This window comes from Pedobacter sp. BAL39, from assembly GCF_000170795.1.
Taxonomy (GTDB): domain Bacteria; phylum Bacteroidota; class Bacteroidia; order Sphingobacteriales; family Sphingobacteriaceae; genus Pedobacter.
Genome location: NZ_ABCM01000003.1, coordinates 315,578 through 341,259 on the forward strand (window position 1 = coordinate 315,578; position 25,682 = coordinate 341,259).

The 25,682-nt window shown below is 43.1% G+C and carries 29 protein-coding genes; 17 read left to right on the top strand and 12 right to left on the bottom strand.

Annotated elements, in window-relative coordinates; genetic code table 11:
• The first annotated feature begins 15 nt into the window (after nt 1-15).
• The 7 genes from PBAL39_RS05870 (at nt 16) to PBAL39_RS05900 (ending at nt 5,844) form a co-directional block, all read left to right on the top strand.
• Nucleotides 16-1,062, top strand: coding sequence for a DUF2268 domain-containing putative Zn-dependent protease (locus PBAL39_RS05870; protein WP_198139772.1), 1,047 nt, complete (start codon nt 16-18; stop codon nt 1,060-1,062).
• Between the two features lie 226 nt (nt 1,063-1,288).
• A complete protein-coding gene (locus PBAL39_RS25785) occupies nt 1,289-1,423 on the top strand; it encodes a hypothetical protein (protein WP_255348731.1) in 135 nt (44 codons plus the stop codon).
• Nucleotides 1,424-1,832: 409 nt separating this feature from the next.
• Nucleotides 1,833-2,579 (top strand): phosphatase PAP2 family protein, encoded by a 747-nt coding sequence (locus PBAL39_RS05880; protein WP_008239328.1) that lies wholly within the window; start codon nt 1,833-1,835, stop codon nt 2,577-2,579.
• Between the two features lie 9 nt (nt 2,580-2,588).
• Nucleotides 2,589-3,368 carry a phosphatase PAP2 family protein gene (locus PBAL39_RS05885; protein WP_008239329.1) on the top strand — a complete coding sequence of 260 codons (780 nt, stop codon included), beginning with the start codon at nt 2,589-2,591 and terminating at the stop codon, nt 3,366-3,368.
• Nucleotides 3,369-3,372: 4 nt separating this feature from the next.
• Nucleotides 3,373-4,050: a response regulator transcription factor gene (locus PBAL39_RS05890; protein ID WP_008239330.1), complete on the top strand. Its 678-nt coding sequence runs from the start codon at nt 3,373-3,375 to the stop codon at nt 4,048-4,050.
• On the top strand, nt 4,043-5,080 hold the full coding sequence (locus PBAL39_RS05895) for a HAMP domain-containing sensor histidine kinase (RefSeq protein ID WP_008239332.1): 1,038 nt from the start codon (nt 4,043-4,045) through the stop codon (nt 5,078-5,080). The genes PBAL39_RS05890 and PBAL39_RS05895 overlap by 8 nt, the downstream gene beginning before the upstream one ends.
• 59 nt (nt 5,081-5,139) lie before the next feature.
• A complete protein-coding gene (locus PBAL39_RS05900; RefSeq protein ID WP_008239335.1) occupies nt 5,140-5,844 on the top strand; it encodes a hypothetical protein in 705 nt (234 codons plus the stop codon).
• A 79-nt stretch (nt 5,845-5,923) separates the two neighbouring features.
• Here PBAL39_RS05900 and PBAL39_RS05905 read toward each other — a convergent pair whose 3' ends face one another.
• The 3 genes from PBAL39_RS05905 to PBAL39_RS05915 form a co-directional block, all read right to left on the bottom strand.
• The gene (locus PBAL39_RS05905; protein ID WP_050784315.1) at nt 5,924-6,316 is read right to left on the bottom strand and encodes an AraC family transcriptional regulator; all 393 of its coding nucleotides are present in this window, start codon (nt 6,314-6,316) and stop codon (nt 5,924-5,926) included.
• Between the two features lie 103 nt (nt 6,317-6,419).
• Nucleotides 6,420-7,175, bottom strand: a complete 756-nt coding sequence (locus PBAL39_RS05910) for a LytTR family DNA-binding domain-containing protein (protein ID WP_008239338.1) — start codon at nt 7,173-7,175, stop codon at nt 6,420-6,422.
• A complete protein-coding gene (locus PBAL39_RS05915) occupies nt 7,172-8,230 on the bottom strand; it encodes a sensor histidine kinase (RefSeq protein WP_083801708.1) in 1,059 nt (352 codons plus the stop codon). Before PBAL39_RS05915 ends, PBAL39_RS05910 begins: the two co-directional genes overlap by 4 nt.
• A gap of 67 nt (nt 8,231-8,297) precedes the next feature.
• Between PBAL39_RS05915 and PBAL39_RS25255 the strand changes: the two genes are divergently transcribed.
• On the top strand, nt 8,298-8,435 hold the full coding sequence (locus PBAL39_RS25255; RefSeq protein WP_008239343.1) for a hypothetical protein: 138 nt from the start codon (nt 8,298-8,300) through the stop codon (nt 8,433-8,435).
• A gap of 88 nt (nt 8,436-8,523) precedes the next feature.
• Nucleotides 8,524-9,006: a nuclear transport factor 2 family protein gene (locus PBAL39_RS05920; RefSeq protein WP_008239345.1), complete on the top strand. Its 483-nt coding sequence runs from the start codon at nt 8,524-8,526 to the stop codon at nt 9,004-9,006.
• 46 nt (nt 9,007-9,052) lie between these two features.
• Here the strand turns inward: PBAL39_RS05920 and PBAL39_RS05925 are convergent, their stop codons facing one another.
• The 8 genes from PBAL39_RS05925 to PBAL39_RS05960 all read right to left on the bottom strand — a co-directional run bounded on the left by PBAL39_RS05925 (nt 9,053) and on the right by PBAL39_RS05960 (nt 15,498).
• Complete coding sequence (locus PBAL39_RS05925) at nt 9,053-9,493, bottom strand: cupin domain-containing protein (protein ID WP_232282903.1); 441 nt, start codon at nt 9,491-9,493, stop codon at nt 9,053-9,055.
• A gap of 37 nt (nt 9,494-9,530) precedes the next feature.
• Entirely contained in the window at nt 9,531-10,637 is a 1,107-nt protein-coding gene (locus tag PBAL39_RS05930; RefSeq protein ID WP_008239347.1) for an alpha/beta hydrolase, read from the bottom strand.
• A gap of 1 nt (nt 10,638) precedes the next feature.
• Nucleotides 10,639-11,379 carry a carboxymuconolactone decarboxylase family protein gene (locus PBAL39_RS05935; protein WP_157273913.1) on the bottom strand — a complete coding sequence of 247 codons (741 nt, stop codon included), beginning with the start codon at nt 11,377-11,379 and terminating at the stop codon, nt 10,639-10,641.
• A 7-nt stretch (nt 11,380-11,386) separates the two neighbouring features.
• Entirely contained in the window at nt 11,387-12,016 is a 630-nt protein-coding gene (locus PBAL39_RS05940) for a flavodoxin (RefSeq protein WP_008239349.1), read from the bottom strand.
• A 77-nt stretch (nt 12,017-12,093) separates the two neighbouring features.
• Entirely contained in the window at nt 12,094-13,182 is a 1,089-nt protein-coding gene (locus tag PBAL39_RS05945) for an alpha/beta fold hydrolase (RefSeq protein ID WP_008239350.1), read from the bottom strand.
• Nucleotides 13,169-13,624, bottom strand: coding sequence for a cupin domain-containing protein (locus PBAL39_RS05950; RefSeq protein WP_008239351.1), 456 nt, complete (start codon nt 13,622-13,624; stop codon nt 13,169-13,171). The genes PBAL39_RS05945 and PBAL39_RS05950 overlap by 14 nt, the downstream gene beginning before the upstream one ends.
• A gap of 23 nt (nt 13,625-13,647) precedes the next feature.
• Nucleotides 13,648-14,631 (bottom strand): aldo/keto reductase, encoded by a 984-nt coding sequence (locus PBAL39_RS05955; protein WP_008239352.1) that lies wholly within the window; start codon nt 14,629-14,631, stop codon nt 13,648-13,650.
• Nucleotides 14,632-14,646: 15 nt separating this feature from the next.
• The gene (locus PBAL39_RS05960; RefSeq protein WP_008239353.1) at nt 14,647-15,498 is read right to left on the bottom strand and encodes an aldo/keto reductase; all 852 of its coding nucleotides are present in this window, start codon (nt 15,496-15,498) and stop codon (nt 14,647-14,649) included.
• Between the two features lie 166 nt (nt 15,499-15,664).
• Between PBAL39_RS05960 and PBAL39_RS05965 the strand changes: the two genes are divergently transcribed.
• The 5 genes from PBAL39_RS05965 to PBAL39_RS05985 all read left to right on the top strand — a co-directional run bounded on the left by PBAL39_RS05965 (nt 15,665) and on the right by PBAL39_RS05985 (nt 20,329).
• Nucleotides 15,665-16,561, top strand: a complete 897-nt coding sequence (locus PBAL39_RS05965; RefSeq protein WP_008239355.1) for an AraC family transcriptional regulator — start codon at nt 15,665-15,667, stop codon at nt 16,559-16,561.
• Nucleotides 16,562-16,695: 134 nt separating this feature from the next.
• Entirely contained in the window at nt 16,696-16,884 is a 189-nt protein-coding gene (locus PBAL39_RS05970; RefSeq protein ID WP_008239356.1) for a hypothetical protein, read from the top strand.
• Nucleotides 16,885-16,905: 21 nt separating this feature from the next.
• On the top strand, nt 16,906-17,559 hold the full coding sequence (locus tag PBAL39_RS05975; protein WP_008239357.1) for a hypothetical protein: 654 nt from the start codon (nt 16,906-16,908) through the stop codon (nt 17,557-17,559).
• Nucleotides 17,560-17,589: 30 nt separating this feature from the next.
• On the top strand, nt 17,590-19,848 hold the full coding sequence (locus tag PBAL39_RS05980; protein WP_008239358.1) for a xanthine dehydrogenase family protein molybdopterin-binding subunit: 2,259 nt from the start codon (nt 17,590-17,592) through the stop codon (nt 19,846-19,848).
• A 25-nt stretch (nt 19,849-19,873) separates the two neighbouring features.
• Nucleotides 19,874-20,329, top strand: coding sequence for a (2Fe-2S)-binding protein (locus tag PBAL39_RS05985; RefSeq protein ID WP_008239359.1), 456 nt, complete (start codon nt 19,874-19,876; stop codon nt 20,327-20,329).
• A gap of 74 nt (nt 20,330-20,403) precedes the next feature.
• On the opposite strand, the gene PBAL39_RS05990 is transcribed toward PBAL39_RS05985, so the two are convergent.
• A complete protein-coding gene (locus PBAL39_RS05990; RefSeq protein ID WP_008239360.1) occupies nt 20,404-21,714 on the bottom strand; it encodes a putative sensor domain DACNV-containing protein in 1,311 nt (436 codons plus the stop codon).
• 114 nt (nt 21,715-21,828) lie between these two features.
• Here PBAL39_RS05990 and PBAL39_RS05995 point away from each other — a divergent pair, with 114 nt between their 5' ends.
• The 3 genes from PBAL39_RS05995 to PBAL39_RS06005 are packed head-to-tail and all read left to right on the top strand — an operon-like array spanning nt 21,829 to nt 25,321.
• Nucleotides 21,829-22,551: a sterol desaturase family protein gene (locus PBAL39_RS05995; protein WP_083801709.1), complete on the top strand. Its 723-nt coding sequence runs from the start codon at nt 21,829-21,831 to the stop codon at nt 22,549-22,551.
• Entirely contained in the window at nt 22,548-24,425 is a 1,878-nt protein-coding gene (locus tag PBAL39_RS06000; protein ID WP_008239362.1) for a beta-ketoacyl-ACP synthase III, read from the top strand. Before PBAL39_RS05995 ends, PBAL39_RS06000 begins: the two co-directional genes overlap by 4 nt.
• 11 nt (nt 24,426-24,436) lie before the next feature.
• The gene (locus PBAL39_RS06005; protein ID WP_008239363.1) at nt 24,437-25,321 is read left to right on the top strand and encodes a hypothetical protein; all 885 of its coding nucleotides are present in this window, start codon (nt 24,437-24,439) and stop codon (nt 25,319-25,321) included.
• Nucleotides 25,322-25,682: the final 361 nt, after the last annotated feature.

A 25,682-nucleotide genomic window follows, 5' to 3' on the forward strand; every position in this document is an offset into this window, starting at 1 on the left:
TCACTGGCATAACAAATGACCTTTATTTTAATGTTTACATCTATAAAAAATTATCTGCTTGTCGGGTTCCTAACTTCTACATTTTTATTTTCATGTTCTTTGAGAAACAAACCAATTCTTTCCAAACGGTTGTCGTTAACAGATAGCTTGACCACGGTGTCTGATAGTGTTGTCGTTGAGGGGATAACGATTCATAATCTATTTAAAAGCCAGATCTTAGCTCATCGTCAGGTTGGAAAATATGATAGCTTAATGATTTTAAACAATGTTTACATCAAACACAAGCAATTATGGGATAACTGTTATGGGATGATATTCGGAGCCAATAACGCTTCCAAGTTTAACACTTCAACTGGAATGATTGCATGGAATAAAACGCTGTATCCAGAAAACAAAACGCTCTTTGACAAAAAGGCCAGAGAACTGTTGGCCATGAATTTAGATTCCATCCTAACTGTAAACTTGAGGAAGTTCAATAAAATGGTTAGCTATAAACCTAAAGCTGTTATTAGTATACTGTTTACACCAATCCAGGGTATTGGTTTTGGTGGGTGTAATGCCGAGCAATTTGCACTTGAATTGAACTACGAAAATAATGACCTCGATTACACGGTAAATAAGGGAATACCACATGAACTCAACCATTTGGCTTATGAACCAAATAGAATGAAAGATCCCAACCACGATACAGCATTGGCACAAACTATTGATGAGGGCTTTGCCTGTTATTTTACATGGGTATTTTTTGATGGGAATATCCCACAACATGAAGCGGTTGAGAATATGTCTGAAGTAGAGTGGAAGTGGTATCTTGCCCATGAAAAGGAAATATTTCAAAAGGTCAAGAGGTATTTTGACGAGACAGGTGAGAATCCTTTATTGAGCAACAATAAGTTCAAATTATTCCCTGACGCCCCTAAAACTCTGTTTTATTGGCTAGGATTTCGAATAATTGAAGCCTATGTTAAAAGTCATGGCGCGAATTCCTGGAAAGACATATATAATTTATCAAGCGAAGAAGTCTTTAAACGTAGCGGATACGGAAATCAATTCGGAGGGTAATCGGTCGATCGCGTTTTCTTGGGTACCCACATTCAGTATTCATTATTTTGTCATCCTGTTGATCTAAAATCTGGAGCTTCATTTATCTGGCAACCGAATTTGTTGTAGTAATTTGCTGAAAACCTAATTGTCCGCTTGTTGTTGTCAAGCTATGGAATCATTTGAAATACAGTTATTAGAAGATCGATTTAGAATTGAACCACTTGAAAACGGACTATATCGTATCATGGAAGGTGAAAATAAAGTGGGCGTGATATTCCCTGAGCCTGATGGCGACCAGGTGAAGTGGACTACGCAGGATGAATTAGATAACCGTTTTGTTCAACAGGTGGGTGAGCTGATCACCGAGCACAATATGTAATAGAATCTGAACAGGAAGAGAGACTGTGGTTGATTTTTGATTTACGAAAAGTTCAATAGTTGTCACTTAACTACCTGCAAGATGTGAATGCCGGAGGTTGGGCGGACTATAAGGAGAGCAACCGTTACGAGCCGGAAGCGGGTTTAAGGTTTTTTTATGTAAAAACAAACTGTCTGTTTATAGTTAGCGTGTAGATCGTCCAAATGAGGTAACATCAGGAGGGGAGTATATATTTAGCTTTGACCATACACTCCAAAAATTCAGAATTTCTACCAAATTCAGTTATAGGTTTGCATATATATCAATTGAATATGCTGAACCAATTCTACAGGACCTATAGCGTGCTGTTTTCCTCTGTCGTTATTTTTATAGTAACATTATTCTTTATCAGATTAAGCTTGTTCAAATAATGAAGTTGATAAGATCCTGCGTGCTTATCGTACTGTTGTATTTGAACTTTAGTTGTCCGGTGCAGGCACAGTTACAGGATACAACTAATCAAAGACAAAAAATCAGTTCTTTTATTCTTCCTGCAGCCTTCATAGGCTATGGGCTGCTTTCTCTTGGTGAAAAAAACCTGTTCAGTGAACTGGACAGGACTACGAGGGACGAACTCCAGGAAGACCATCCGCTTTTTGCCGCACATGCTGATGATTACCTTCAATTTGCTCCGGCCGCGGCGGTATATGGATTGCATATTGCTGGTATTAAGGGGAGGCACGATTTAGCAGATGCAACTGGACTATATTTTTTGTCTGAGGCTATTATGGCTGGAACTGTGCGTGGTCTGAAATCCTGGACACACCGTTTGAGGCCCAATGGCTCTGCGTTTAATTCCTTTCCTTCAGGTCATACTGCCAATGCATTTGCCTCAGCCGAGTTCCTGAATCAGGAATATAAAAGCACTCATCCTTGGATTGGCTACGCGGGATATACTGTAGCAACGGCCACAGGGATCTTAAGGATGTATAACAATAAGCACTGGCTAAGTGATGTCGTTGCCGGCGCAGGTTTTGGAATATTATCTACTAAAATATCGTATCTTATTTACCCGAAATTAAAGCGTCTGGTTCTCGGTAGGGCTGGTTCAAATTATAACTTAATGCCCACTTATCAGCAAAATACGTTTGGCGTAATGTTCAGTGGCAGATTTTAATAAATACCTATGATGAAAAGTACATTGATCTTTTTTGTTTTTGTTGCAGTTTTCTCAAATTCAATTGCACAGGTTACTACGCAGGAAAAAGATAGTCTTCTACGGCAGGATACGACTCGTAGGGAAATAAAATACAAACCTAAAGCAAGTGCCTATATTGTTCCTGGCGTGTTCATTAGTTACGGATTGATCTCACTGACTGGTGATAATGTGATCAGGAGGCTGGATTATACCACCAATGCTGAACTTCAGGAAGACCATCCCAGCTTTGCGTTTAAGATGGATAACTATTTGCGTTATGCACCGGCTGTGGCTGTTTATGGCCTGGATTTGGTTGGGGTAAAAGCTAAACATAGTGTTGTAGACAGAAGTATCATGCTTCTTTCTTCCTACGCCATGGTGACAGTAAGTGTTGGTTCCTTAAAAGGCCTGTCTAATCGTTTGCGCCCGAATGGTGCAAATGCACACTCTTTCCCTTCAGGACATACATCGTTGGCATTCATGACAGCTGAATTTCTGCATCAGGAGTATAAAGACCGTTCGGTTTGGTATAGCATAGGGGGCTATGCCATTGCTACTGGAACCGGAATATTGAGGTTGTACAATAATGCCCATTGGGTAAGCGATGTAGTTGCGGGCGCAGGCTTTGGAATTTTATCCACAAAGCTCACGTATCTGGCTTATCCGTATATTAAACGGAAATTGTTTAAAGGCAAACCGGTAGATATGTTGATAAGCCCCAACTATCAACATGGAAAGCTGGGTTTTAACCTGATCAAAAGATTGTAGAAAGATGAAAATACTGATTATAGAAGATGAACCTGAACTGGCCAAAGGTATGGTCGGTTACCTGGCTGGTCAGAGTTATCTATGTGAACTTGCAACGGACTATCATCAGGCATGGGAAAAAATAGGTACGCACCACTACGACTGTATCTTGCTCGATTTAATGCTTCCAGGCGGCAATGGAATGAAAATACTGGATCAACTGAAGGCTCAGAATAAAGAAGATGGGGTCATCATCATTTCTGCCAAAAACGCTCTGGAAGATAAAATCCGGGGACTGGAGCTAGGTGCAGACGATTACCTTGCCAAGCCCTTCCACTTGTCGGAGCTCTCCGCAAGAATCTTTTCAGTGATCCGGAGGAAGAACTTTGCCAATTCCAACTTCATCCAGCAAGGGGAACTCAAGGTGGATCTCCTGGCGAAAACAGTGGAAGTAGCAGGTTCAGTTGTAACATTAACAAAAAAAGAGTTTGACTTGTTGCTGTTCTTTATGGGCAACAAAAATAAGGTAATTTCGAAGAGTGCCCTTGCAGAACACCTTTCCGGGGATCTCGCAGACATGCTCGATAATCATGATTTTATCTATGCACATATTAAAAACCTGAAGAAGAAACTGACCGAAGCAGGATCTGTAAATTACCTGAAAACATTGTATGGCAACGGCTATAAATGGCAATATGAGTAAACTACTAAGTAAATCACTGAAGCGTTTCGCTGCATATGCGGGAATTGTACTGGCCTGCAGTATTCCTGTTTATTACTTCGCTATCAGTACCCTATGGCATTACGAATTGGATGAGCACAATATTATTTTAACGCCTGAAGCCGGCCGTGAGGATACTTTCTTCATTATAGGTGCGATCACGCTGCTTACAGTTCTATTTTTTGCCCTGCTGTTGGGGGGATTTGTATGGCTCAACCGTAGAATTTCGCATCGGCTTTGGCAGCCTTTCTATCATACGCTGGAAAAGATCAGGGCTTTTGACCTGAGCAGTCACACTGCAGTTGATTTTGAGCGCAGTAATATTGCTGAATTCGAAGAGCTGAATTCCAGTATCAGCAGACTTCTGGATAGTAATATCTCTGCTTATCGCCAGCAAAAGGAGTTTACTGAAAACGCCTCACATGAACTGCAGACTCCCCTGGCCATTGTTCAATCTAAACTTGATCTGTTAATGCAGGATAGTTCGCTCACATCCGCACAGGCTCAAATCATTGAAGAAACCAACAACGCGTTGTCAAGGGTTTCCAGAATCAATAAAAACCTTTTGTTACTGGCTAAAATAGAAAGCCAACAGTTTTTAGAACTCAAGGATATCGCGCTAAGTGAAATTCTTCAGCAGATACTCGATCTACTTTCGACATTGTTCGCCGAAAAGGTAATTCACCGTAAGATAGATTCTTCATACATCGTGAAGGGAAACCCCATACTCCTAGAGATCATGTTGACCAACCTGCTGATGAATGCAATGCGCCATACTTTCCCAAGACAGGAAATCGAACTTTCTCTCTCTGATAATGTGTTGGTCATTTCCAATCCGGGCATGCATGAACTCGACCGCAACCAGCTTTTCGGAAGATTTAGCACGGCCTCGGCACATACCCCGGGGAGTGGTCTTGGTCTTTCTATTGTGAAAGAGATTTCCAAGCGCTATCTATGGAATGTAAATTATTCTTTTCAAAATGGTAACCATATTTTTGAAGTGGCGTTTTAGATCTGTCTGAGTGTTTGATGTTCATTGCTCAGCGAACCGTTAACTGATAAAACCGAAATATGAAATTGAACCCCTTTCTAGTTATAAAGTTAGTCCTGGCCATTTTTATTATGGCAGGTTTAGGTTTGACAGTTTTTTTAGTCATGCAGGATGTAAAAATTGTTGGAGCTTACCTGGTTTCAGGACTTTTCATTCTGGTGCCAGGCATGATACTTTACGGTCTGACATTTGGATTTAGGAATTCAGAAAAGACTACGAGAAAACAGGCTGAAAAACAGGAAAGCGTCACGTTTGATCCTAAAGGAATATCATATGAATTGCCACTGTTTGATACCACTCTATATATTGATTGGACGAATATTGAAGCGGTACTTTACACAAACTATCAATCTGACGACAATGCAGAAATTATTTTCCATTTGATACAACCACCTCGTCAAACGATGGCTGAAAATCCTTGGTTTTTAAACAGAATTTTTCCTTTGAGGTTTAGTTATCGAAAGGAGATTACGATAGCAGATGACTGCAAAAATTTCGGTCAGATCCCAGCGATGCTGGAGAAATATTTAGTTCATGTTGAACCCATCGACTTGACCGAAGACTATAAAAGAGGAACGTTGTTAAGTTCAAAAACTGCTATTAAAAACGATAGGATTAGGACAGAACAGCATTGGCAACCAAATCATAATTATGAAAGAGAAAAAGTAATTTATGACAAATACGGTCGGACATTTCAGCAAATAAAGCAAAAAGGGAATGTGTAAATTAAGATAATGGTCAACATCGCGCCACCACCCATAAAGATTGATTTAAGATCAAGTGTACTGATAATTTAGCGAAAAATTAAGAGGAAAACGAATGACGAAACCTTACAGGACTCCAATTGGTGTGTTTTTTAAAAAAAGTGTGGAAATTGGTCAGTTCACTAAAGCCTAAAACAAAGGAGATTGTCGCTACGCTCCAGTCGGTATGTCTCAACAGTGATTTTGCCTCCCTCAAGATACGCTCATTGATGAGTTGCGATGTCGTTTTCTGAGCAATCGTTTTTAGCGTACGGTTTAGATGATTCACATGGATATTTAGTCGGCTGGCAAATTCCGAAGGGGACCGAAGTTCAATCGGTTGCGTATGATCTTCAACAGGAAACTGTTTTTCCAGTAAGGTCGAGAATAAATTAAAAATTCTGTTCGGCGCTGTATTGGCGGAGTTGTGAATGATCAGATTAAGTCTTTCCATTTTTATATTCCTCATTTCCATATGGCAGTTATTTTAATGTTGTGGTGGACCTACGAATATCCGACTAATCATAGCATGACCACGTAGATGGATTCCGGCCTGATCAGAGCACCCATTTGCTTAAAAAATCATTGAAGGATTCTTTAAACTGCTCACTCACGTGTATTGTTGTGTCGCCGATCAATACCGACGTTTTTGTGGCCGATTTTATGGCGGATGTAGAAATGATGAACGAACGGTGTAGGCGGAGGAATTGATTTGCAGGTAGCTTTTCCTGAAGCTTCTTGAGGCTGGTTAACGTAAGCAATGGTTTCTCTGTTTCTCTAAGGTATATTTTTACGTAATCTTTCAGTCCTTCGATATACAGGATGTCATCTATTTCTACTTTAACAAGTTGGTGCTCAATTTTTACGTACACATATTGTTTGCCTTCATCCACCTGTGGAATATTCCGTTCCGGTGCGTATTGATTGCCCTCAAGCATTACGAAGTAATCGTAGGCTTTAGATGCGGCTTTTGAGAAGTCTACAAAGCTAAATGGCTTGACCATGTAATCCAGTGCGTCAACCCGAAATCCCTCGAGCGCATACTGGTCGTAGGCGGTGGTAAAAATAACCCTGAGGCCCTTTCGCTTATCGGACTGCTCAATGATGCGTGCCAGCTCCACGCCGTTCAGGTCGGCCATGCGGATATCCAGAAAGATCAGCTGCAAAGCAGGGTTCGCATGAATGTGCTTTAAGGCATCCAAAGCGTTGTTGAACCTGGCATTCAGCTGTAAAAACGGCGTTTGGCGAATGTAGGAGCTTACCAGGTTGAGTGCTGCCGGCTCGTCATCTACTGCAATACAATTTATGGTCATTTCATTAGTGTTAGGGTGATGCTATACTCCTTTGCGAAGGAATCACGTTCAATTTGTAGGTTATACTTGCCCGGATAGAGCAGGTCGAGCCGGCGTCTGGTATTGGCAATGCCTATGCCCTGATCGTCATCAAGTTGTTTGCCGAGCTCTTCAAAGAGAGAATTGCGCACTTCAAACTTTAATCCTGTTTCAGTCATGCTGATTCCGATGAATATATAACTTGGCTGCAGAGCGCTGATGCCATGTTTGAACGCATTTTCAATAAAGGGGAGCAGCAGCATGGGAACAATCTCCATGTCGGGCATTGACACCTGCTTGTCGACAATGATTTGTACGTCGTCAGCGATTCGCACCCTCATCAAAGCAATGTAGTCTTCAATAAAGCCTATTTCTTTACTCAGTGAAGTCCTGTCATTTCTGGTGTCATAAAGTACATACCGCATCATGTGCGAAAGGTTATAAATGGAGCTTTTCGCTGCCGGCTGATCGGTATCCATCAAGGCATAGATGGTATGTAGCGTATTAAAAAAGAAGTGTGGATTGATCTGGGCTTTCAAGAAGGAGAGTTCAGCACTTACCCTTTCCCGTTCTAACGTTTCGTAGGCGAGCTGGTTTCGCTGCATCTTCTTCGCCACTGCAGAAAGGTAACTTAAGGTCACTACGATCAGTGAAATTGCAATAACTATCGTCGTATCCCAATGGTCACTGGAATAGTGCTTTTGACCAACAGCGGCATATACTTTGTCCAGTGCCGCATAGAGATCTGTGATGTTTCTGATCCAGCGAAGGAATATTGGAAGGAGATAAATGAATAAGCATAAGATGACAAAGTATAGAAAGCCATACTTCTTATTGGCCAGTTTCGGAAAGAGAAAATGGACGTTGCCGAAATAAAAGGCTGCGTACAACAGGTACTCGATAGCCTGTTTCATCCAGAACACGGCAGGCATCTCTAATTCCCAGGTCATTGGGAAGAAACAGCCGACAAGTAGTGCAGCTACTGCGACGAAGTCAACACTATAAATGGTCCGAAATATTTGCTGGTAGCGGGTCATTAATGACTGTATTTATTGATGTAATGATCTTCCAATCGTAAAAATGTTCGTATATCGGGGTAGTTGAATGTTGCAAAAGAGTGTAATTAATTTTGAAGCTTCGCAAAAACTAGACGGTTTGGGAATTACCATAGATGAATCCGCTAAAATCATCGACTGGTACGGTATTCAGGCAGTCGTCGATGAAAAAAGACAAACCATCTAGGAACTTGCCTAAACGGTCTATTGCGGGATTTTTATCCGTTTAAATTGTGTTTTTTTGATGATATTCAATTACATATTCAATATAACCTATGAAAAAATCATTGTTTGCATTCCTCATGCTTGCCGCTGTTGTCCAGGTATCATCTGCACAAACCCCTAAGGCCAACCCGACTACACCTACCAAAACAGAACAGCAAGTACTGGATCTTTCCAGGAAGAAATGGCTGTGGATGTCTGATAAAAATGTGGATTCCCTTAGCCTGCTATTTGATGCGAAAGCGATGTTTGTTCACATGGGTGGTAGCTGGGGAACCGAAAGGGAACTAAATGTCATTAAATCAGGTGGCATACATTACAAAACAGCGGAGGTTTATTCAGCCTCGGTAAACATCATTGGCAACACTGCCATCCTCCTGAATGACATCGATCTCATAGCCCTGGTAGGAGGCAATGAAGTGGTCAATCCATTCATGGTTACCGAGGTTTATGTCAACGAAAACGGCAAATGGAAAATGGGTTCACTTACCTTCTCAAAGCTCTCCAGACCCGTAAAACTAACCATCAATAAATAACCGCTAACCACGGAAAAGATGGCAGGCAAAGCCATTTCAATGGCCATTAATTCGCAAGGTAGGTGCTATCAGGGACGCTTTCGAGCCAAACTGTGGCACCATTTGTCCTGCCCGTTATCGCAACCTGAACAAATTCTGTATCCTTACTGGCGCCATGCCAGTGAGGAGTATTAGGAGGGCATTTGATCACGTCACCTTTACGCAAAATCACCTTGGACTTTCCTTTTTCCTGATAATATCCAACCCCATCGATAGAAAGTATGATTTGCCCTCCGGGGTGTGAATGCCAGTTGCTTCGGGCCCCAGGGGCAAAAGTAACATTCCCAACTGCAGTTTCATTCAGGCTATCTGCATCTATGAGAGATTTCACCCATACGTCTCCCGCGAAGTTTTTGGTGGTATGCTTTTCTCCCTTGGGAAATAGAATTGAACTCTTGGAATCCTTTTTTTGGACGTTGGTACACGCTGGCGAAATGAACGCCAACATCAGTATCAAATATTTTAAATTACATTTCATAGCCTTATTAGAGATTGGTTTTATAAAACTCAGTTAGTTTATTCACAGCCTGACCTACATATTCGGGCCTCCAATAGGTTTGGATGTGAGTAGCACCTTCAATTACGAATAGTTCCTTTGTTTTAGCGTTTTTAACTTTTGCAAATGCTTCATCCGTCATGTACTTTGTATCTGCCTTGCTTCCTGCCATCATCAATAATGGTTGATCGATCAATTCAATCTGGTCGGTGGCATCCCATGTCATTAGGTCCATCAGACTGCTTGTCGTATATAAAAACGTTGAATTTGGATGTGCATGAGTCCTGTAGTAGTATTCGTACCCCTCACGATACAGGTCGGTAGAGGTCTTCGCAATTTCTTCGTCGGTTATGGTCGCGACACCTGAGAACAATGATTTATCTTCTTTGTCTATTCCTCCCTTACCACCGATTTTACCAGCTTTTTTTTCTAACGTACGCGCCTCCGAAGCCTTTTTTAGGCGTTCCTGAATGGTGTTGATCTGCGAATTCTGAAAGCCATTGCGTCTTACCTCTCCTGAATTAAACATACTCAAGGTAGCAACAGCTTTAAATCGTTTGTCGGACTGGGCCGCTTTCAACGTGTAACCGCCACCTCCACAGATGCCGAGCACGCCTAAACGGTTTGCATCAACACCTGGGTAGCCGGTGATGTAGTCGGCTGCACCATAGATGTCTTCTGTACGATATTGAGGTTTATCAGTATGACGAGGTTCGCCACCACTCGCACCCTGATAGGCCGCATCGAAAGCTAGCGTGATGTAACCCGCTTCTGCCAGATGCTGTGCATACAATCCTGCCGTCTGTTCTTTGATTCCACCATTGGGATGTGCTACAACCACGGCCGGATATTTTTTTGATGGACTATAATCAGCTGGTGTATAAACATTGGCGGCGATATCGATTCCATTGACCTTATATTTTACAGGATGGATATTCACCTTACCTTGTTGATTACTGGTGATTGCTCCCTTGTATACCAGCGTATATGGGTTTGTATTTTTGGTCATTTCCACTGATTGCGCATACGTTGCAGGCGATGCCATTACGGTCATCGCAAGGGCTATAAATAAGTAGCTTGCTTTTATATTTTTCATATTATGCTTTCTTTTTGCTGTTCAAAACTTCAGCGAGCACGACTTGTGCTGCCTTTGATTTCTTCTTGCCGACAATTGGTTTGATCACCTCAAGAAATTCATTTAATTGAGCCGGACTAAGTCCCACATTGAGGCAGATATTGAGGTGTGAGGATAACATGGGTTCGGCATCACCAATACTTGCGATGACGGATACGGTGAGCAGCTCGCGATCCTTATAAGTTAATACATCCCGTTCAAAAATATCCGCAAACAAGTGTTCTTTTAGAAATTTCTCCATGATAGGGGCAAATGCAGCATAACCCTTTTTTGGATCTGTCTCTTTTACACCTGTGAGTTTTTCAAGAACAGCTTTTCCCCGCTCATATTTGGTGTTGTCTGCGTCAACCGGAGATGCTTCAACACCTGGCAAATCGTTGATGCCCTTTGCTTTTCGTTCCTCCAATACCACTATGAAGGTTTGTAGTGCCCTGATGCTACGCGGAAATCCACAGTAGGCATAACAGTGCACGATGGCTTCCTTGATTTCACTGATGGTAAGCCCCGCGGTTAAACCTGTGTTCAGACTTGTTTTCAATCCGTCCAGATCACCCTTTGCCGTTTGAGCCGCAATCGCAATAAGGTTAGTTTGTTTAGCATCCAGCGAACTTGCCGATGTGCTTTCCTGAGCGGAAATTTTAGAAACCACTACCAATATACAGCCAAGGATTACACCAAGAGTTTTCATATTTAATATTCTCATCGCTATCTTAATTTTTTATGTTAATCGTTTTCAACCATTTGATGATTTCCGCTTTAGCCTGCTTTTCTTTTTCCCCCTGGATTACAAGATATACGCCGTCCCTTTCCTTTCCCCCCTGCATGGAAAACCCTTCGAGGATGTTGCTTGACGGCGCCAACTCTTTTACCGTTTGAAATGTACTTCCTATCCCAAAACCTGCATTTGTGTTGAAAGGAACAAGGGTTTTACCTTTAAGGTCATATTGCCTCAGAAAACTTTTCATGGGCGGCGGGAGCTGCATGCCCCAGGTTGGAAATCCCAGAAATATTACATCAAAGTTCTCTATGCTGTCAATTTTGGTTTTCAACGGTGGCAGGAAACCATCGGCATTTTCCTTTGCCACCTGATCCACAATTGCCTGATAGTTCTCTGGGTATGGCTGCTGCAGCTCCAATGATACCATCTTTCCACCAACCTCTTTTTGAATAAGTTCGGCTATGGCCTTGGTATTATTTGTTCTGGAAAGGTATACAATCAGTATATTTTTTCCAGTCAAATTGTTCTCCGTACCGGAGGAAGAGTTCTGGGCCTTTGTGCAGCTTGATATCAGGCAAATCACTGTAGCGATCAGGAGCCCGGGGTGCATGATTGTTTTCATAAGCAATATCTTTGATCACAAATCTCCCCAATTTTAATACGTTGGGGGTATATGGATTACGGAGATTGCAACCAATATTACTTATCCAGCCCTTTTTCCTTTAGCCAGGCAGATAGGACATCCGCAATCTGGATGTTGTTAAGGTCAGAGAACGCAAAATGGGTATTGCCCTTTATTCCCATCTCCGGAAAATGCACCACTTTGGCATCCCCACCATATTTATTGATGGTTGCAGCCCAGATCCTGGCCATCTCGAGACCCGAACGCCAATGATCACTATTCCATTCCGAGGTAGGTTTTTTAGCGATGTTGTCACCATAATAGATGATGATTGGCAGGCTGGTCAATTTTTTAAAATCATCTAAAGGAATTTCGGTACCTGCCAGTTCGCCAAACAATCCGGAGGATTTGATTGGTTTAGGCAGTTCATTTTTTGGGAATACGAAACCACTATATGGTTCATAGGCCACTATGCCCTTCACATTTTTATTTTGTATTGCCGTTGACCAGCCGGGGCCGCCGCCCTGGGAATGCGTGACCAATATGCCTTCGCCGATTTTATCAAACAGGCTGGATACGGCCCCAGTAACAACCTTGCCGTCAAAGGGACCTGTATTTGGGGTCATCTGGCGGTAGAATTGCTCTACTGATGCGCGATCTTTTGGAAATTGTACGCCAGGAAAATAGTCCGGATAGTTGCCAATCCTGAACTGGCTGAACCAGAACTGTTCATCAGCAATAGGAGAGACGGTGGCTGCGGCCATACTTTTTCCCGCTTCGCCGCGACGCGGCTGGTCAAGTAGGTATACAGCGTAACCTTTGCGAAGGAATATATTCTGAAATCCCTCACGCCCGTCGGGAGTGGTCTCCCATGTTTTCTTGGACTGACCGGCGCCGTGGAGAAACACCAGCGGGTATTTTCTTTGCTGATCAGGAATCTGATAGAAAACGTAGGCATGGTCGCCATGAAAAGTCTGACCCGCAGAATCAAGCGCATTTCCAATTTTGAACTCCCCGGGTACCGTCTTTTTAGTACCCCCGACAGAAAAGCTGCCCTGATCTTTGATCATCAAAGACCGGGGCAGTTCATTTTGTTTATTCGGCTTACAGGATAAAAAAGCGAAGAGAACAATGAAAGCGAGATATAGTGAATTACTTTTTGCCATAATACTCTTCGTCAGATACCTTTTTCAACCAGATGGTTTTTCCCTTTGCCGAAGGAGAGGTGGCAATGTAGGTTACGCCTGTTTTTGGGGTCGCACCATGCCAGTGTTCTACACCTGGCATACACTTGATCACCTCACCCTTTTTAATGGTTCTTTTTTCCTTACCTTTTTCCTGATAATAACCCTCACCTTCGGTTACGATCAGAATTTGACCACCCGGGTGAATGTGCCAGTTCAAGCGTGCATCCGGATCGGATATTGCAACAGAAGTGCCATAGGAAAATACGCTGTCGGGGGCGTTCAGCTCGGTAAGCCAAACATTGCCCGTATGATGCACATTCGGAGATTTTTCTCCTTTTGGAAAGATAGGACTATCCTGTGCCATGGACTTTTGGGTCATAAAACCTCCCAGAAGGCCCATCAATAACATTAACTTTTTCATATCTCGATGATTTATAGTTTGAACTATTTATTTATCATTTTCTGTGACTGCTCCGTGTAGCGATGTCCCTGGATCTGGATGTTCGATACCGCTGCTTCGATTTCCTGAAGATCAGTTACAGACAGCTGCACTTCCGCTGCGCCGATATTTTCCTGAAGACGGTTCAACTTGGTTGTTCCAGGTATTGGGGCTATCCATGGCTTTTGTGCCAGCAGCCATGCCAGGGCGATCTGAGCATTGGTTGCATTCTGTTTTGTGGCAATGGTAGCAAGCAGATCTACCAATACCTGGTTCGCTTTCCTGTTCTCTTCTGAAAACCTTGGAACGGTATTGCGAAAATCGGACTTGTCAAAACTGGTTGTTTCATCAATCTTACCAGTAAGAAATCCTTTTCCAAGTGGACTAAAGGGGACAAAGCCAATTCCAAGTTCTTCGAGCAGTGGAAGGATTTCCTGTTCAGGCTCTCTCCACCATAACGAATATTCACTTTGTAAGGCCGTTACTGGTTGTACCGCGTGTGCTTTACGTATAGATTGGGCTCCTGCTTCTGAAAGCCCGAAATGTTTAATTTTTCCTTCGGCTATCAAATCTTTAACAGTCCCTGCCACATCTTCTATTGGCACATTTGGATCCACCCGGTGCTGATAGAAAAGGTCGATGCGATCTGTGCGCAATCTTTTAAGGGAGGCTTCGGCTACCGCTCTGATTGTTTCGGGACGGCTATCCAGACCTTCACTTGTCAGGGCATTTTTAAAACCGAATTTAGTAGCGATGACCACTTCATTTCTAAAAGGCTGAATGGCCTCGCCTAACAGCTCCTCGTTGGTATATGGTCCATATACTTCTGCGGTATCAAAAAATGTTATTCCTTGCTCGTATGCTGCCCTGATCAGTTCTATCGCCTTATCTTTATCTGCGGCCGGTCCGTAACCGAAGCTAAGGCCCATACATCCCAGGCCGAGGGCTGATACTTCTAATCCGTTTGTGCCTAATGTTCTTTTTTTCATGATGATAACTTGTTATTAATGATTTAATGTTCGTTCGCCCAACCATTTTACCATTGCGGGATCCCTATGGTCGAAGAAGCTGCTTGTACCAGAATCAAGGGTTTTGATGCTTTCCATTTCTTCTGTGCTTAGCTGAAAGTCGAAGATGTCTATGTTCTCCTGCATGCGTTCCTTACGTACCGATTTTGGAATCGCCACAACGCCTCGTTGAGTAAGCCAGCGCAAGACCACCTGGGCAATCGATTTATTGTATTTCTGAGCAATAGCGCCCAATAGCTCATTTTTGAAAATATCATTTTTGCCTTCTGCAAATGGTCCCCATGATTCAATCTGTACGTTGTTCTCTTTCATGAACAGGTGGGCATCTGCCTGCTGATGGAAAGGATGCGTTTCAACTTGATTTACGGCAGGCACGATCTCGTTGTGGATGATCAGATCGATCAACCTGTCGGACTGGAAATTGCTGACGCCGATGGCCTTCACTTTTCCTTCTTTATAGAGTTCTTCCATTGCCCGCCATTCTCCATACACATCACCATAAGGCTGGTGGATAAGGTAGAGGTCAAGATAATCCAGCTGCAGTTTTTTAAGGGATTTTTCAAATGCAGTCTTGGCGCCCTGATAACCATTTGAATTGATCCATAGTTTAGTTGTGATGAAAAGTTCTTCCCTGTCGATGCCACTTGCCTTTATTGCTTTTCCAACGGCCTCTTCATTCATGTAGGATTCTGCTGTATCAATCAATCTATATCCACTGTCTATCGCATCAATTACGCTTCTTTCACATTCCTTAAGATCGGTTACCTGAAACACCCCAAATCCCAATATGGGCATGTCGATGCCGTTGTTTAATTTAACTGTTTCCATATGTAAATTAGTTTATTCTGAAATATTGATTACAAATATCAGCCGCAGATGGAGGTTTCGAAGTATACAGATTCCTGCTTTTACTACCAATATTACTTATTGGGCAAATCCAGGTATCATAACACTTTTGAAATCATTAAGTTTGTTTATGCAAATCACGAGCGCTATGGAAAAGGAATATAACTTCAAGACAATCAGTGAGTATAACGAATTCAATAATCATGAGACCCATCATCCGTTGGTCAGCGTGATCGACTTTTCGAAAGCTAAGGAGCGCTCGGGAAGTAAGATGGATTTTGAGCTTTACTGTATATTTTTAAAGGATGTGAAATGTGGCGACCTCAAGTACGGGCGTCAGTATTATGACTACCAGGAGGGCACATTGGTTTTTATCTCCCCCGGGCAAACCGTGGATGTAGAAAATAAGGTAGATGTCTATCAACCAATGGGGCACGGGCTTGTATTTCATCCTGACCTGATCCGGGGTACCTCGCTGGGCAAACTATTGGGCGATTATCATTTTTTCAGCTACCATACCAGTGAGGCCTTGCACCTTTCCTCAAATGAGCGAAAGCTGGTATTGGATCTTTTTGCAAAGATCGATGCCGAGCTGCGCAATTCAATCGATAAGCATAGCAAGAAACTGATTGCATCTACTATAGAACTGTTGCTGAATTATTGCGACCGTTTTTATGACAGGCAGTTCATTACCAGGGATACAGCCAATAAAGGAGTTCTGGAAAGTTTTGAGGCCTTGCTCAACAGCTACTTCTTGTCGGAAAAACCGTATTCCATCGGTCTTCCTTCAGTTGCCTATTGCGCCGAGGAACTACATTTCTCCGCAAATTATTTTGGAGACCTCATCAAGAAGGAGACTGGTAAGACAGCACAGGATTTTATACAGGAAAAAATCATCGACGTTGCCAAGGACAAAATATTTGAATCCAATAAATCTGTTAGCGAAATCGCCTATGAACTGGGCTTTAAATACCCACAGCATTTTATCCGGTTATTTAAAAAACGTGTGGGCAATACTCCGAATGAATTCCGAAGCCTGATATAATTGCTTTATAACGCCATAGATGAAAGTCATCTATGAAAATCCCGAGACTATCTATAAAATCTCTTGAACGGTCTATTATCAGAATGGAGATCAGTTTAAATGTGTTTTTTTGATTAGGAATCAAATACAGCAGTATGAAGTTACTTTTTCTCAGTTTGGCCATATCCATTACCTTTTCGTGTTATGCACGTCAGGGCGGTCCAGTGGTGAAAACCGCTTACGGAAGTTTGAAGGGAGTAGATGATGGAGAGGTTTCAATATTCAAAGGAATTCCCTATGCTGGCCCAGACAGCAATTCTCCAGAATCAGGATTACTATATTAGATTAACAACAAAACAAATCATATGATTGCCAGACCTAAAAAGAACAACAGATACAATGGCGCTTTGAGATCAGTGCTTGTGATCACAATATTGGCTTCATTTGTGTTTTTCATGGCCTTTGGGGCAGATGCTTTAACGGTTGTTGTCCATAAACCCATTGACAGCAAGCCTGTGGTGGTCAAGGACAGCGTTGCTTCGGTAGCAGCTTTCAAGCAGGTTTACTCTGTACTGATGAGTCCACGTTGCATGAATTGTCATCCCTCAGGCGATATCCCCTTGCAGGGAGATGACAGCCACATACATTCAATGTTGCCAAAAAGAGGGGTAGATGGTAAAGGTGTTTTTGCGATGAAATGTTCAAACTGTCATCAACCGACCAATACCCCTGGACTGCATACGCCCCCAGGAAATCCCGAGTGGCATTTACCTCCTGCCAACATGAAAATGGTTTTTCAGGGCAGGACGCAAAATCAATTGGCAAAGCAGTTGATGGATCCGAAGCAGAACGGAAACAAGGATATGAAAAAACTGATTGCCCATGCCGATGATGGGCTTGTCCTTGCTGGTTGGAATCCTGGAGAAGGCCGCACCTTACCGCCAATTTCCCATGCAGAATTTAAAAAGGCCTGGATTACATGGCTTACCACAGGCGCTTATGCACCGGAAGAAAAATAACCCGATCATATTATCATCAAATCTTTTGAGATGGAAAACAACGAAACCCAAAACAGCAGACGTACCTTTCTAAAAACGTCCCTTCTTGCCGGAGGAGGCCTGATGATTCATTTCAGTGGGCTGGCCAAATTTGCCTTGCCACATACGGATGAAGGAGTTCCTGCCGTGATTTTATCGGAGATCAACGGATACGTTAAAATATCCGCAGATAACATCATCACGCTTGTCTGCCCAAATCCTGAATTCGGGCAGAATGTAATGACTTCACTGCCTATGATGGTTGCAGAAGAATTGGAAGTCGATTGGACAAAGGTTGTCGTGGAGATGGGGCCTCATGACAGTGTCAAACTCGGACCTCAGTTCACCGGGGGCAGCAATTCCATGAGAATGTACTGGAAACCTTTAAGAGAGGCGGGTGCTACTGCAAGAAACATGTTGATGCTTGCCGCTGCTGGCTCATGGAATGTGCCTGTTGAGGAATTGACAACCAAACTTGGTGTGATCCATCATGAAAAAAGTGGTAAAAAGGCAACTTATGGCGATTTTGCGGCAAAGGCATCAGGTATACCTGTGCCGAAAGGAGTAAAGCTCAAGAATGTAAAGGATTTTACCGTGGTGAGGAATTCACAAAAGAATGTTGAAGGAGCCAAGCTTGTTAGCGGGAAGCCTCTTTTTGGTCTTGATTATCAGCATGAAGGCATGCTGATTGCCATGATACAGCATCCGCCAGCATTTGGTATGAAGCTCAAATCTTTCGATGCCTCGGCAGCACTTAAAATGCCGGGGATCAAAGATGTTTTCAGGCAAGAACTATATGGTGATGGCTTTGAACAGGGGGGCTTTGATGTCAGAACCTTCAATGAGATTCTTGTGGTGGTCGGTAAAACGACCTGGGAGGTAATGAACGCCCGTAAGAAATTGATCGTAGAATGGGTCCCTGCCGGTGATGTTAAGGATACAATGGCCGGTCGGGGTGGAAAAACAGAGGTAGTGGTGCCTGGAGAATTGGAAACAACTGCTGTGCAACATAGAAAGATGCTGGAATATGCAAAGAAACCGGCTCAACAGCTAAGAAAAGATGGTGATCCGGAAACAGCGTTCAAGAACGCAGCGGAAATCATTGAGCGTACCTATAATGCTCCATTTTTGGCGCATAACTGCATGGAACCCATGAATTTCTTTGCACACGTAACCGATGAAAAAGCTTTATTGGTCGGGCCATTGCAGGCTCCGGGCTGGACAGAGCCAACGCTCATGAAAGTGTTGAATCTTCCGGCAGACAAGATCGAAATCCAGATGACCCGGATGGGAGGTGGCTTTGGCAGAAGGGCCTATGGTCATTATCTGATAGAAGCAGCACTCATATCCAGAAGAGCAAAAGCTCCGGTGAAGCTGATGTATAGCCGTGAGGATGATTCCACATATGGAATTTATCGTCCTATGTATACCGCAACTTACCGTGCGGCCCTGGATTCAAATAAAAAGTTGATTGCTTTTCATGTTAAGGGGGGAGGGATTCCTGAACACGCCATTCATGCAAACAGGTTTCCTGCAGGTGCAGTCGACAACTATCTGGCCGAAGGCTGGGCAATTCCATCAAATATTACAGTAGGGGCTTTCAGGGCGCCGAGATCTAATTTCAATGCGGCAGCAGAGCAATCATTCCTTGATGAGCTGGCAGAAGCAATGGGAAAAGATCCAATTGACTTTCGTCTGGAGCTTTTACAAAGGGCGAAAGAAAATCCCGTTGGCAAGAACAATGACTACGATGCTGACCGATATGCCGGTGTATTGAAACTGGTAAGGGAGAAATCCGGTTGGAGTGGTGTTAAAGACCCTAAATACAGCCGTGGGGTAGCTGCATATTTCTGTCACAATTCTTATGCTGCGCATGTGGTGGACCTGACTTTAAAAGATGGAGAGCCGTATGTGGAGCGGGTGTTCAGTGCGATTGATTGCGGGATTGTGATCAACCCTGACGCTGCAACAAATATGGTTCAGGGCGCAGTTGTTGATGGCATAGGGAATAGCCTGTACGGGGGACTGACCCATAAAAACGGCGTGGTAGAGGAGAATAATTTCCACAAGTATCGGATCATCAGAATGCATGAAGCACCGAAAAAAGTCGATGTTTCATTTGTCAGGAATGATATTGATCCCACTGGATTAGGTGAGCCACCTTTTCCTCCGGTATTTGGGGCAGTGGCGAATGCCTTATATAAAGCCACCGGAAAGCGGCATTATCAGCAACCTTTTGCCTTGCCGAAAACAGAACCTACAAGTGTCTAATTTAAACCGCGTAATTTTACCCATCATGATTACATTAAATATTAATAAGAAGAACTATAAACTTGATGCTGATCCTGAGACCCCGCTCTTGTGGATACTAAGAGACCACGTTGGTCTTGTTGGAACTAAGTTCGGATGTGGAGTGGCGCAGTGCGGGGCCTGTGTTGTTCACCTGGATGGTGAAGCCGTTCGTTCCTGTGTCACGAAAGCGAGTCGCGCTCAAGGTAAAAAGGTAGTAACGATCGAAGGCTTGTCTGAAAAGAATAATCACCCCTTGCAAAAAGCATGGTTGGAACTCGACGTCTCTCAATGTGGTTATTGTCAGGCCGGACAGATAATGTCTGCCGCTGTTTTGCTCAAGGAAAACAAGAATCCGACCGATGAAGACATCAATGATGCGATGTCAGGTAACATTTGTAGGTGTGGTACCTATTTGCGTATAAGGGATGCTATTAAATTGGCCGCAAAGGAAAACATTTAAAATGGAGGATAAAAACTATTTGCCGTTTGACACAAATCGGAATGAGATATGATACTTCATGCGCCTGGCAGTCATCACAGTTTTTGATTTTTGATGTATTGCTGTGTTTTGATTTTCTCCCACATGATCAGTTTATCATCTATCTTGGCAAAAGCCCTGATCTCTCCATCTTGTGAAATGACCAGTCCCAGTGCCGTGGGGTGGTTCCAACAATAGGCGATCATAGATCTGTGCCTTGTGCCATAGTGCTTTGGGTCTGCCGGAGTCAGTGATTTGATGGTCGCCGTGGCGGTCGCAGAAACATGGATTTTTCTGGGCATTCGCTTGGCGCGAAGAACCGCACCGAATCCGTTGCTGACCATATCCCTGTTGAAGAGTACTACACCATCCACGCAGGTTTGAGAAGCAATAAAATTGATGGCACCGGTAATTTCATCTGCTGTCCCTGCCTTCTGAAGGAGTGCCATAGATTCCCGTTGGTACAAGGTTTTGCTGACATGTCGCTTACCTTCCCGCAGTTGAGTGGAAATTTCATTTTCTAAGACGTGGGTATCTATAGATGCTTGTGCATATGCAATCATAGCGTATATGAGCCGCTGATAATGAATCTTGTACTTAATGTCGATGTCAGGGCTCTCATCAGCAATAAGCAACGCCCCACCATGTTGATAGTTCTGGATTTTAAGCAACAGCCGCGATAGGGTCTGTATCCAAAGGTTGTCTAAAAAGTCTTCCCAGTCGCTGAAAGTCTGATTGGGATGTTGCTCTGCTAAATATTGTTTTAATGTGCGCTTCAAAAATTCCGAATTCTTCTTCAATATTTTGGCAACGGGGCCGATGGTCAGGACGTCAAGGTAGCGCTGAACCAGGATATTTTGATTGAGTGTGGCCAATAACTCATAATCAAAAAGTATGTTTAAGGTGCCAATATCTTTAACCGAAACCTGGAAAAAGCCCGGTTGTTCGGAATCTGTATCAGATTCATAATTGAGGAAGTTCTGGTAGTGCATGGCCTGATCGATCATGCCCCAGATATATAGGCCTTTATCATCATAATAAATTGCCAGCGAAGTACTCGAAGGGTCTGCAGCTTTGGAGAGCTTTACGAGCGACTTGGTGGTGAGTGGAATGGGGCTGTCGAAGCTGATACAACTCCATCGCTCTGCAACCCTTCGTCTAGGGGGATGTGGATCCGGATTTCCCGGGTCGATAAATGTGACGGTCACTTTAATTAAGTCACTTTCCTCTTTACACATACTGGTGTAAAAAAGGCAGTCAAATAAATCATTGAGCACGTTCAGTTCTGGGACGACCGGGCTGCGCTTGCTTCGCTTAAGTTTATCATGTACCAGGACAGCCAGATCCTGCGGTTTTGCATTTTTCAAATTATTGCATTTGCATATTAACAATCTTCTCGACAGATCGTTTGACCATGCACGAAGCTTTGTGGCCTAAAACTGCAGAAGTAAACATTTGCATGTTTTTTGTACCTTGACAACATGCTTGAGATTATAATGAGATGGACATTTGAGACCTGGTATCATGCATTCATCGCAATGTTCATCTTTTTCAATATCCTCTACTGGGGTATAACCTTTATTGGTTTGTACTTATTTCGGTATCTGGAAAAATATCATGGCTTGCATCAGGTAGACAACCATTTCGTAAGACCGGGGCAGCAACGCAAAGAAATCTGGCAGTCTATGAGGTCTATATTTGTTTTTAGTCTGCAGGGAATCGCGATTCAACAGGGGCTGGCTCATGGATGGTTCCAGATCAGCTACGGGTTTAACTGGTGGTTTGTCCCTCAGGTTGCATTGTTGTTTTTATGGAATGAAGTCCATTTCTATGCGGTTCATTCGTTACTGCATACCCGTTTTATGATTAAACAGGTGCATTGGGTACATCATCATTCGAAAGAACCGACGGTATATTCTACCTTTAGTTTCCACTGGATAGAGGCGTTTCTGCTGGGCACAGTGATCCTGCTGCCATTGTTGATCTATCCTTTCCAGGCCGCCGCAATTATTTCGCTCCCGGTATTGAGCTTAATCATCAATCTATTGGGACACTGCAATTACGATTTCTTTAGCAAAAATAAGCCAGACCATGTACTTAAATTCTCGTACAGGCACAGCATGCATCATAAAGAAGGAAAAGGTAACCTTGGATTTTTATTACCTTGGCTAGACATCCTATTTAAAACCGACAGCAGAAAATGAATAAAGTATACATTAACGCCACAGGAATTTTTTTACCTAATGAACCTGTTGAAAATAACCAGATGGAAGATTATCTGGGTTTGATTAACGATGTTCCCTCACGTACCAAGGATATTTTCCTCAGGAAAAATGGCATCAAAAGACGTTACTATGCGCTGGATAGTTCACAAAATACAACGCACAAGGCTTACGAGATGGCAGCACTTGCCGTTAAAGATTGTATAGACAGCAGCACGGCTGATTACAATGGTATTGATCTGCTTTGTGCGGCGACTACACAAAGCGATATGCCAATTCCGGGTTTTGCCAGCATGGTACATGCTTCAAGTGGGATCGGACGATGCGGTATAGCCTCTCATCAAAGTGTTTGTGCTGCCAGTATGATGGCGATTCAAAATGCCTTCAATCAAATTAAGGCAGGTACAGCAAAAAATGCAGTATGCTGCGCTGCGGAGCTACCCAGCAGGATGTTTAAGTCAAAACGTTTTGCCGGACAGCATGCTTTTTCTGATGCGACTGCAAAACTGCCTTTGGAAACGGATTTCCTACGCTGGATGCTGAGTGATGGCGCCGGAGCGATGTTATTACAAAACAGCGCTAACACCGGTAACATTTCTCTCGAAATCGAATGGGTAGATATGAAATCTTATGCGCATGCATTCGAAGTATGTATGTATACCGGGGCAAACAAAGAACCTGATGGTTTCGTAGAGAAAACCTGGCTGGATTACGATACCATATCAGAAGCCAATGTGGATGGGGCAATAAATTTGAAGCAGGACATGCAGCTGGTAGATAATATCGTAAAGCTAGGCATCCAAAGGTTTTTTGAGCTGACTGATGAAGGGAAGATTGAACCTTCAGGGATAGACTGGCTGGTATGTCACTATTCTTCTCATCATTTCAAATCTCAGATTGTTGACCTGCTGAAAAAGGGTGGTGCTGAAATTGCTCCTGAAAAATGGTTTACAAACTTGTATAGCGTAGGTAATATTGGCTCTGCTTCGATTTTTGTAATGCTGGATGAACTCTTGAAAAGCGGCAAGCTTGAAGACGGACAGAACATCTTGTGCATGGTGCCTGAGAGTGGCCGCTTTGTTACCGGTTATATGATGTTAAAGGTAAGGAGCAATGATCAGCAGCAAAAGAGATATGTAGAAGAAATTGATACGATAAAGCCGCCAGAGATTAGAATTCAATCTAAGCCGGTACAAGAATGGTTGGTAAGACAGCTGACTGGCGTATGGTTTGACTTTGAGCGAGGTCTGCAACAGGTACCCATTGTGAAGAAGATTTTTAACGGATCATTAACGCTTGAAGAATATAAACGTTTGCTGGTAAACCTGCGTCAGCAAGTGATTGACGGCTCGCAGTGGATTGCCAGGGCCGCCTCTAATGTGAGTATGTCACATTTCCCGGTCAGATCTGCCTTCATCAGGCATTCTTCTGATGAGCATCGCGACTATCAGATCCTGGAACAAAATTACATCAATTGCGGAGGAAATGAAGAAGAGATCCTTACGGGGAATAAAAACCTGGGTAGCGAAGCCTTAAGTGCTTACATGTTCCACAGGGCAAGTCAGCCGGACCCGTTTGATTTACTGGGTGGAATGTTCATCATCGAAGGGCTGGGCAATAGGGTTTCCGGGAAATGGGGCAGGGCGATACAGCAGCAGTTGAACCTCAACAAAGATCAGGTGTCATTTTTTATCTATCATGAAAGCAGCGACAGCAATGACAATCATTTTGAACGTTTCGAGCAGGCCATCCAATCGGATCTGCTTACCCAGCAGATGGCCGAAAAAATAGTGAAGACAGCCAAGGTGGTGGCAAAATTATATACCATGCAATTAGAAGAAATTGATAATTTTTAAAGTCCAAGGTCATGTTACATAAACGAGAATATTTTGAAGAGATGGTAAACGAGCCTCGCAATCCGAGTCATTGGCATGCCCTCTACCTTGATAAAAGTGTGCCTTTTAATGCTGATGCGAAGGCTGCTTTCCTTTATGATTCTTCTACCAAAAGCCGCCAGTTTTTATATCCCGTCGCCAAGGTCTTTGCAAGACTTTCGATTGTATTGATGCAGCTTTTTAAAATTTTTATTCCGAACCTGATCAATGCGCCAAAGATGTTGCACAAATGCCTTTTCTGGGGAATGAAGTATTTCATTACGCCAGAGGCGAACTTTGTCATCCTCAGACATTTTTACCTGGGATCGGAAGTGCTAAGGTTTATTAAAGATAATGTGGATGGCGCTGATGACATCCCCATGAACCCATTGAAACCTTTAGCGGTAAGTGATGTCAAAGACAATTTGTTTTTAGAACACGATCTAAACCTCTATAATTTTATCATCAATCTGAATAAGGCCATTGCCGAAAAAGGTTTGAAAATTGAGAAGAAAGACACACCGGACTTCAGTGCCATTACTACAGGAGAGATTCCGTTTGGGGAATTTAGGGATGGCTGGACAAATTTTATAGACCTGGGTACGGCAATAGAACTTTTTACCCCGGTTTATCAGTTTTACCTTACTGATAATGATTTTTGGAGAGCAACGAATTCATTGCAATTGGATGAGGTAATCGGGATCTACGCAAGTACGATAATGGACTGCCCGGAGAAGCTGACAGCGTTAAACAATAAACATCCGATGATTCCCCTGCCAACAGCAGGGGCGGCGTTTAGATTGTTGCTGCATGGTTTTTCTACAGAGGTATTACATGCAATGCTTGTTCAGGCAAAGCTGAGCAGTCTTTCTAGTTAGAAACGACATTGATGTATGTTTGCGCTTTTGATAATTGGTGTACAGAGAATTCATCTTCTGCAAAAAAGTACAGTTTCTTTCCGGTCGCTTTGTTCAGTCAGTTGTCGAGTAAACGGCGGTGGTAGTTGATCTGCCCTAAGTGGTACGGTACCTATACTATACTCACTCCGGCATGCTTTCAGGGCGGTCTAGATGATGCCTGTGACTGGCTTGTGCTAAAGGATGACTTTCGGTTTTAGCAAACTGTTTGCCACCAAGGGTTATATTCCCTTTTTCGGCTCGGTTACCTCCACTATTTTTAAGCCAATATTTAAACCCTTCGTAGAGTGCAATTCCTAACAGTGCGTTTTTAATGAACCTC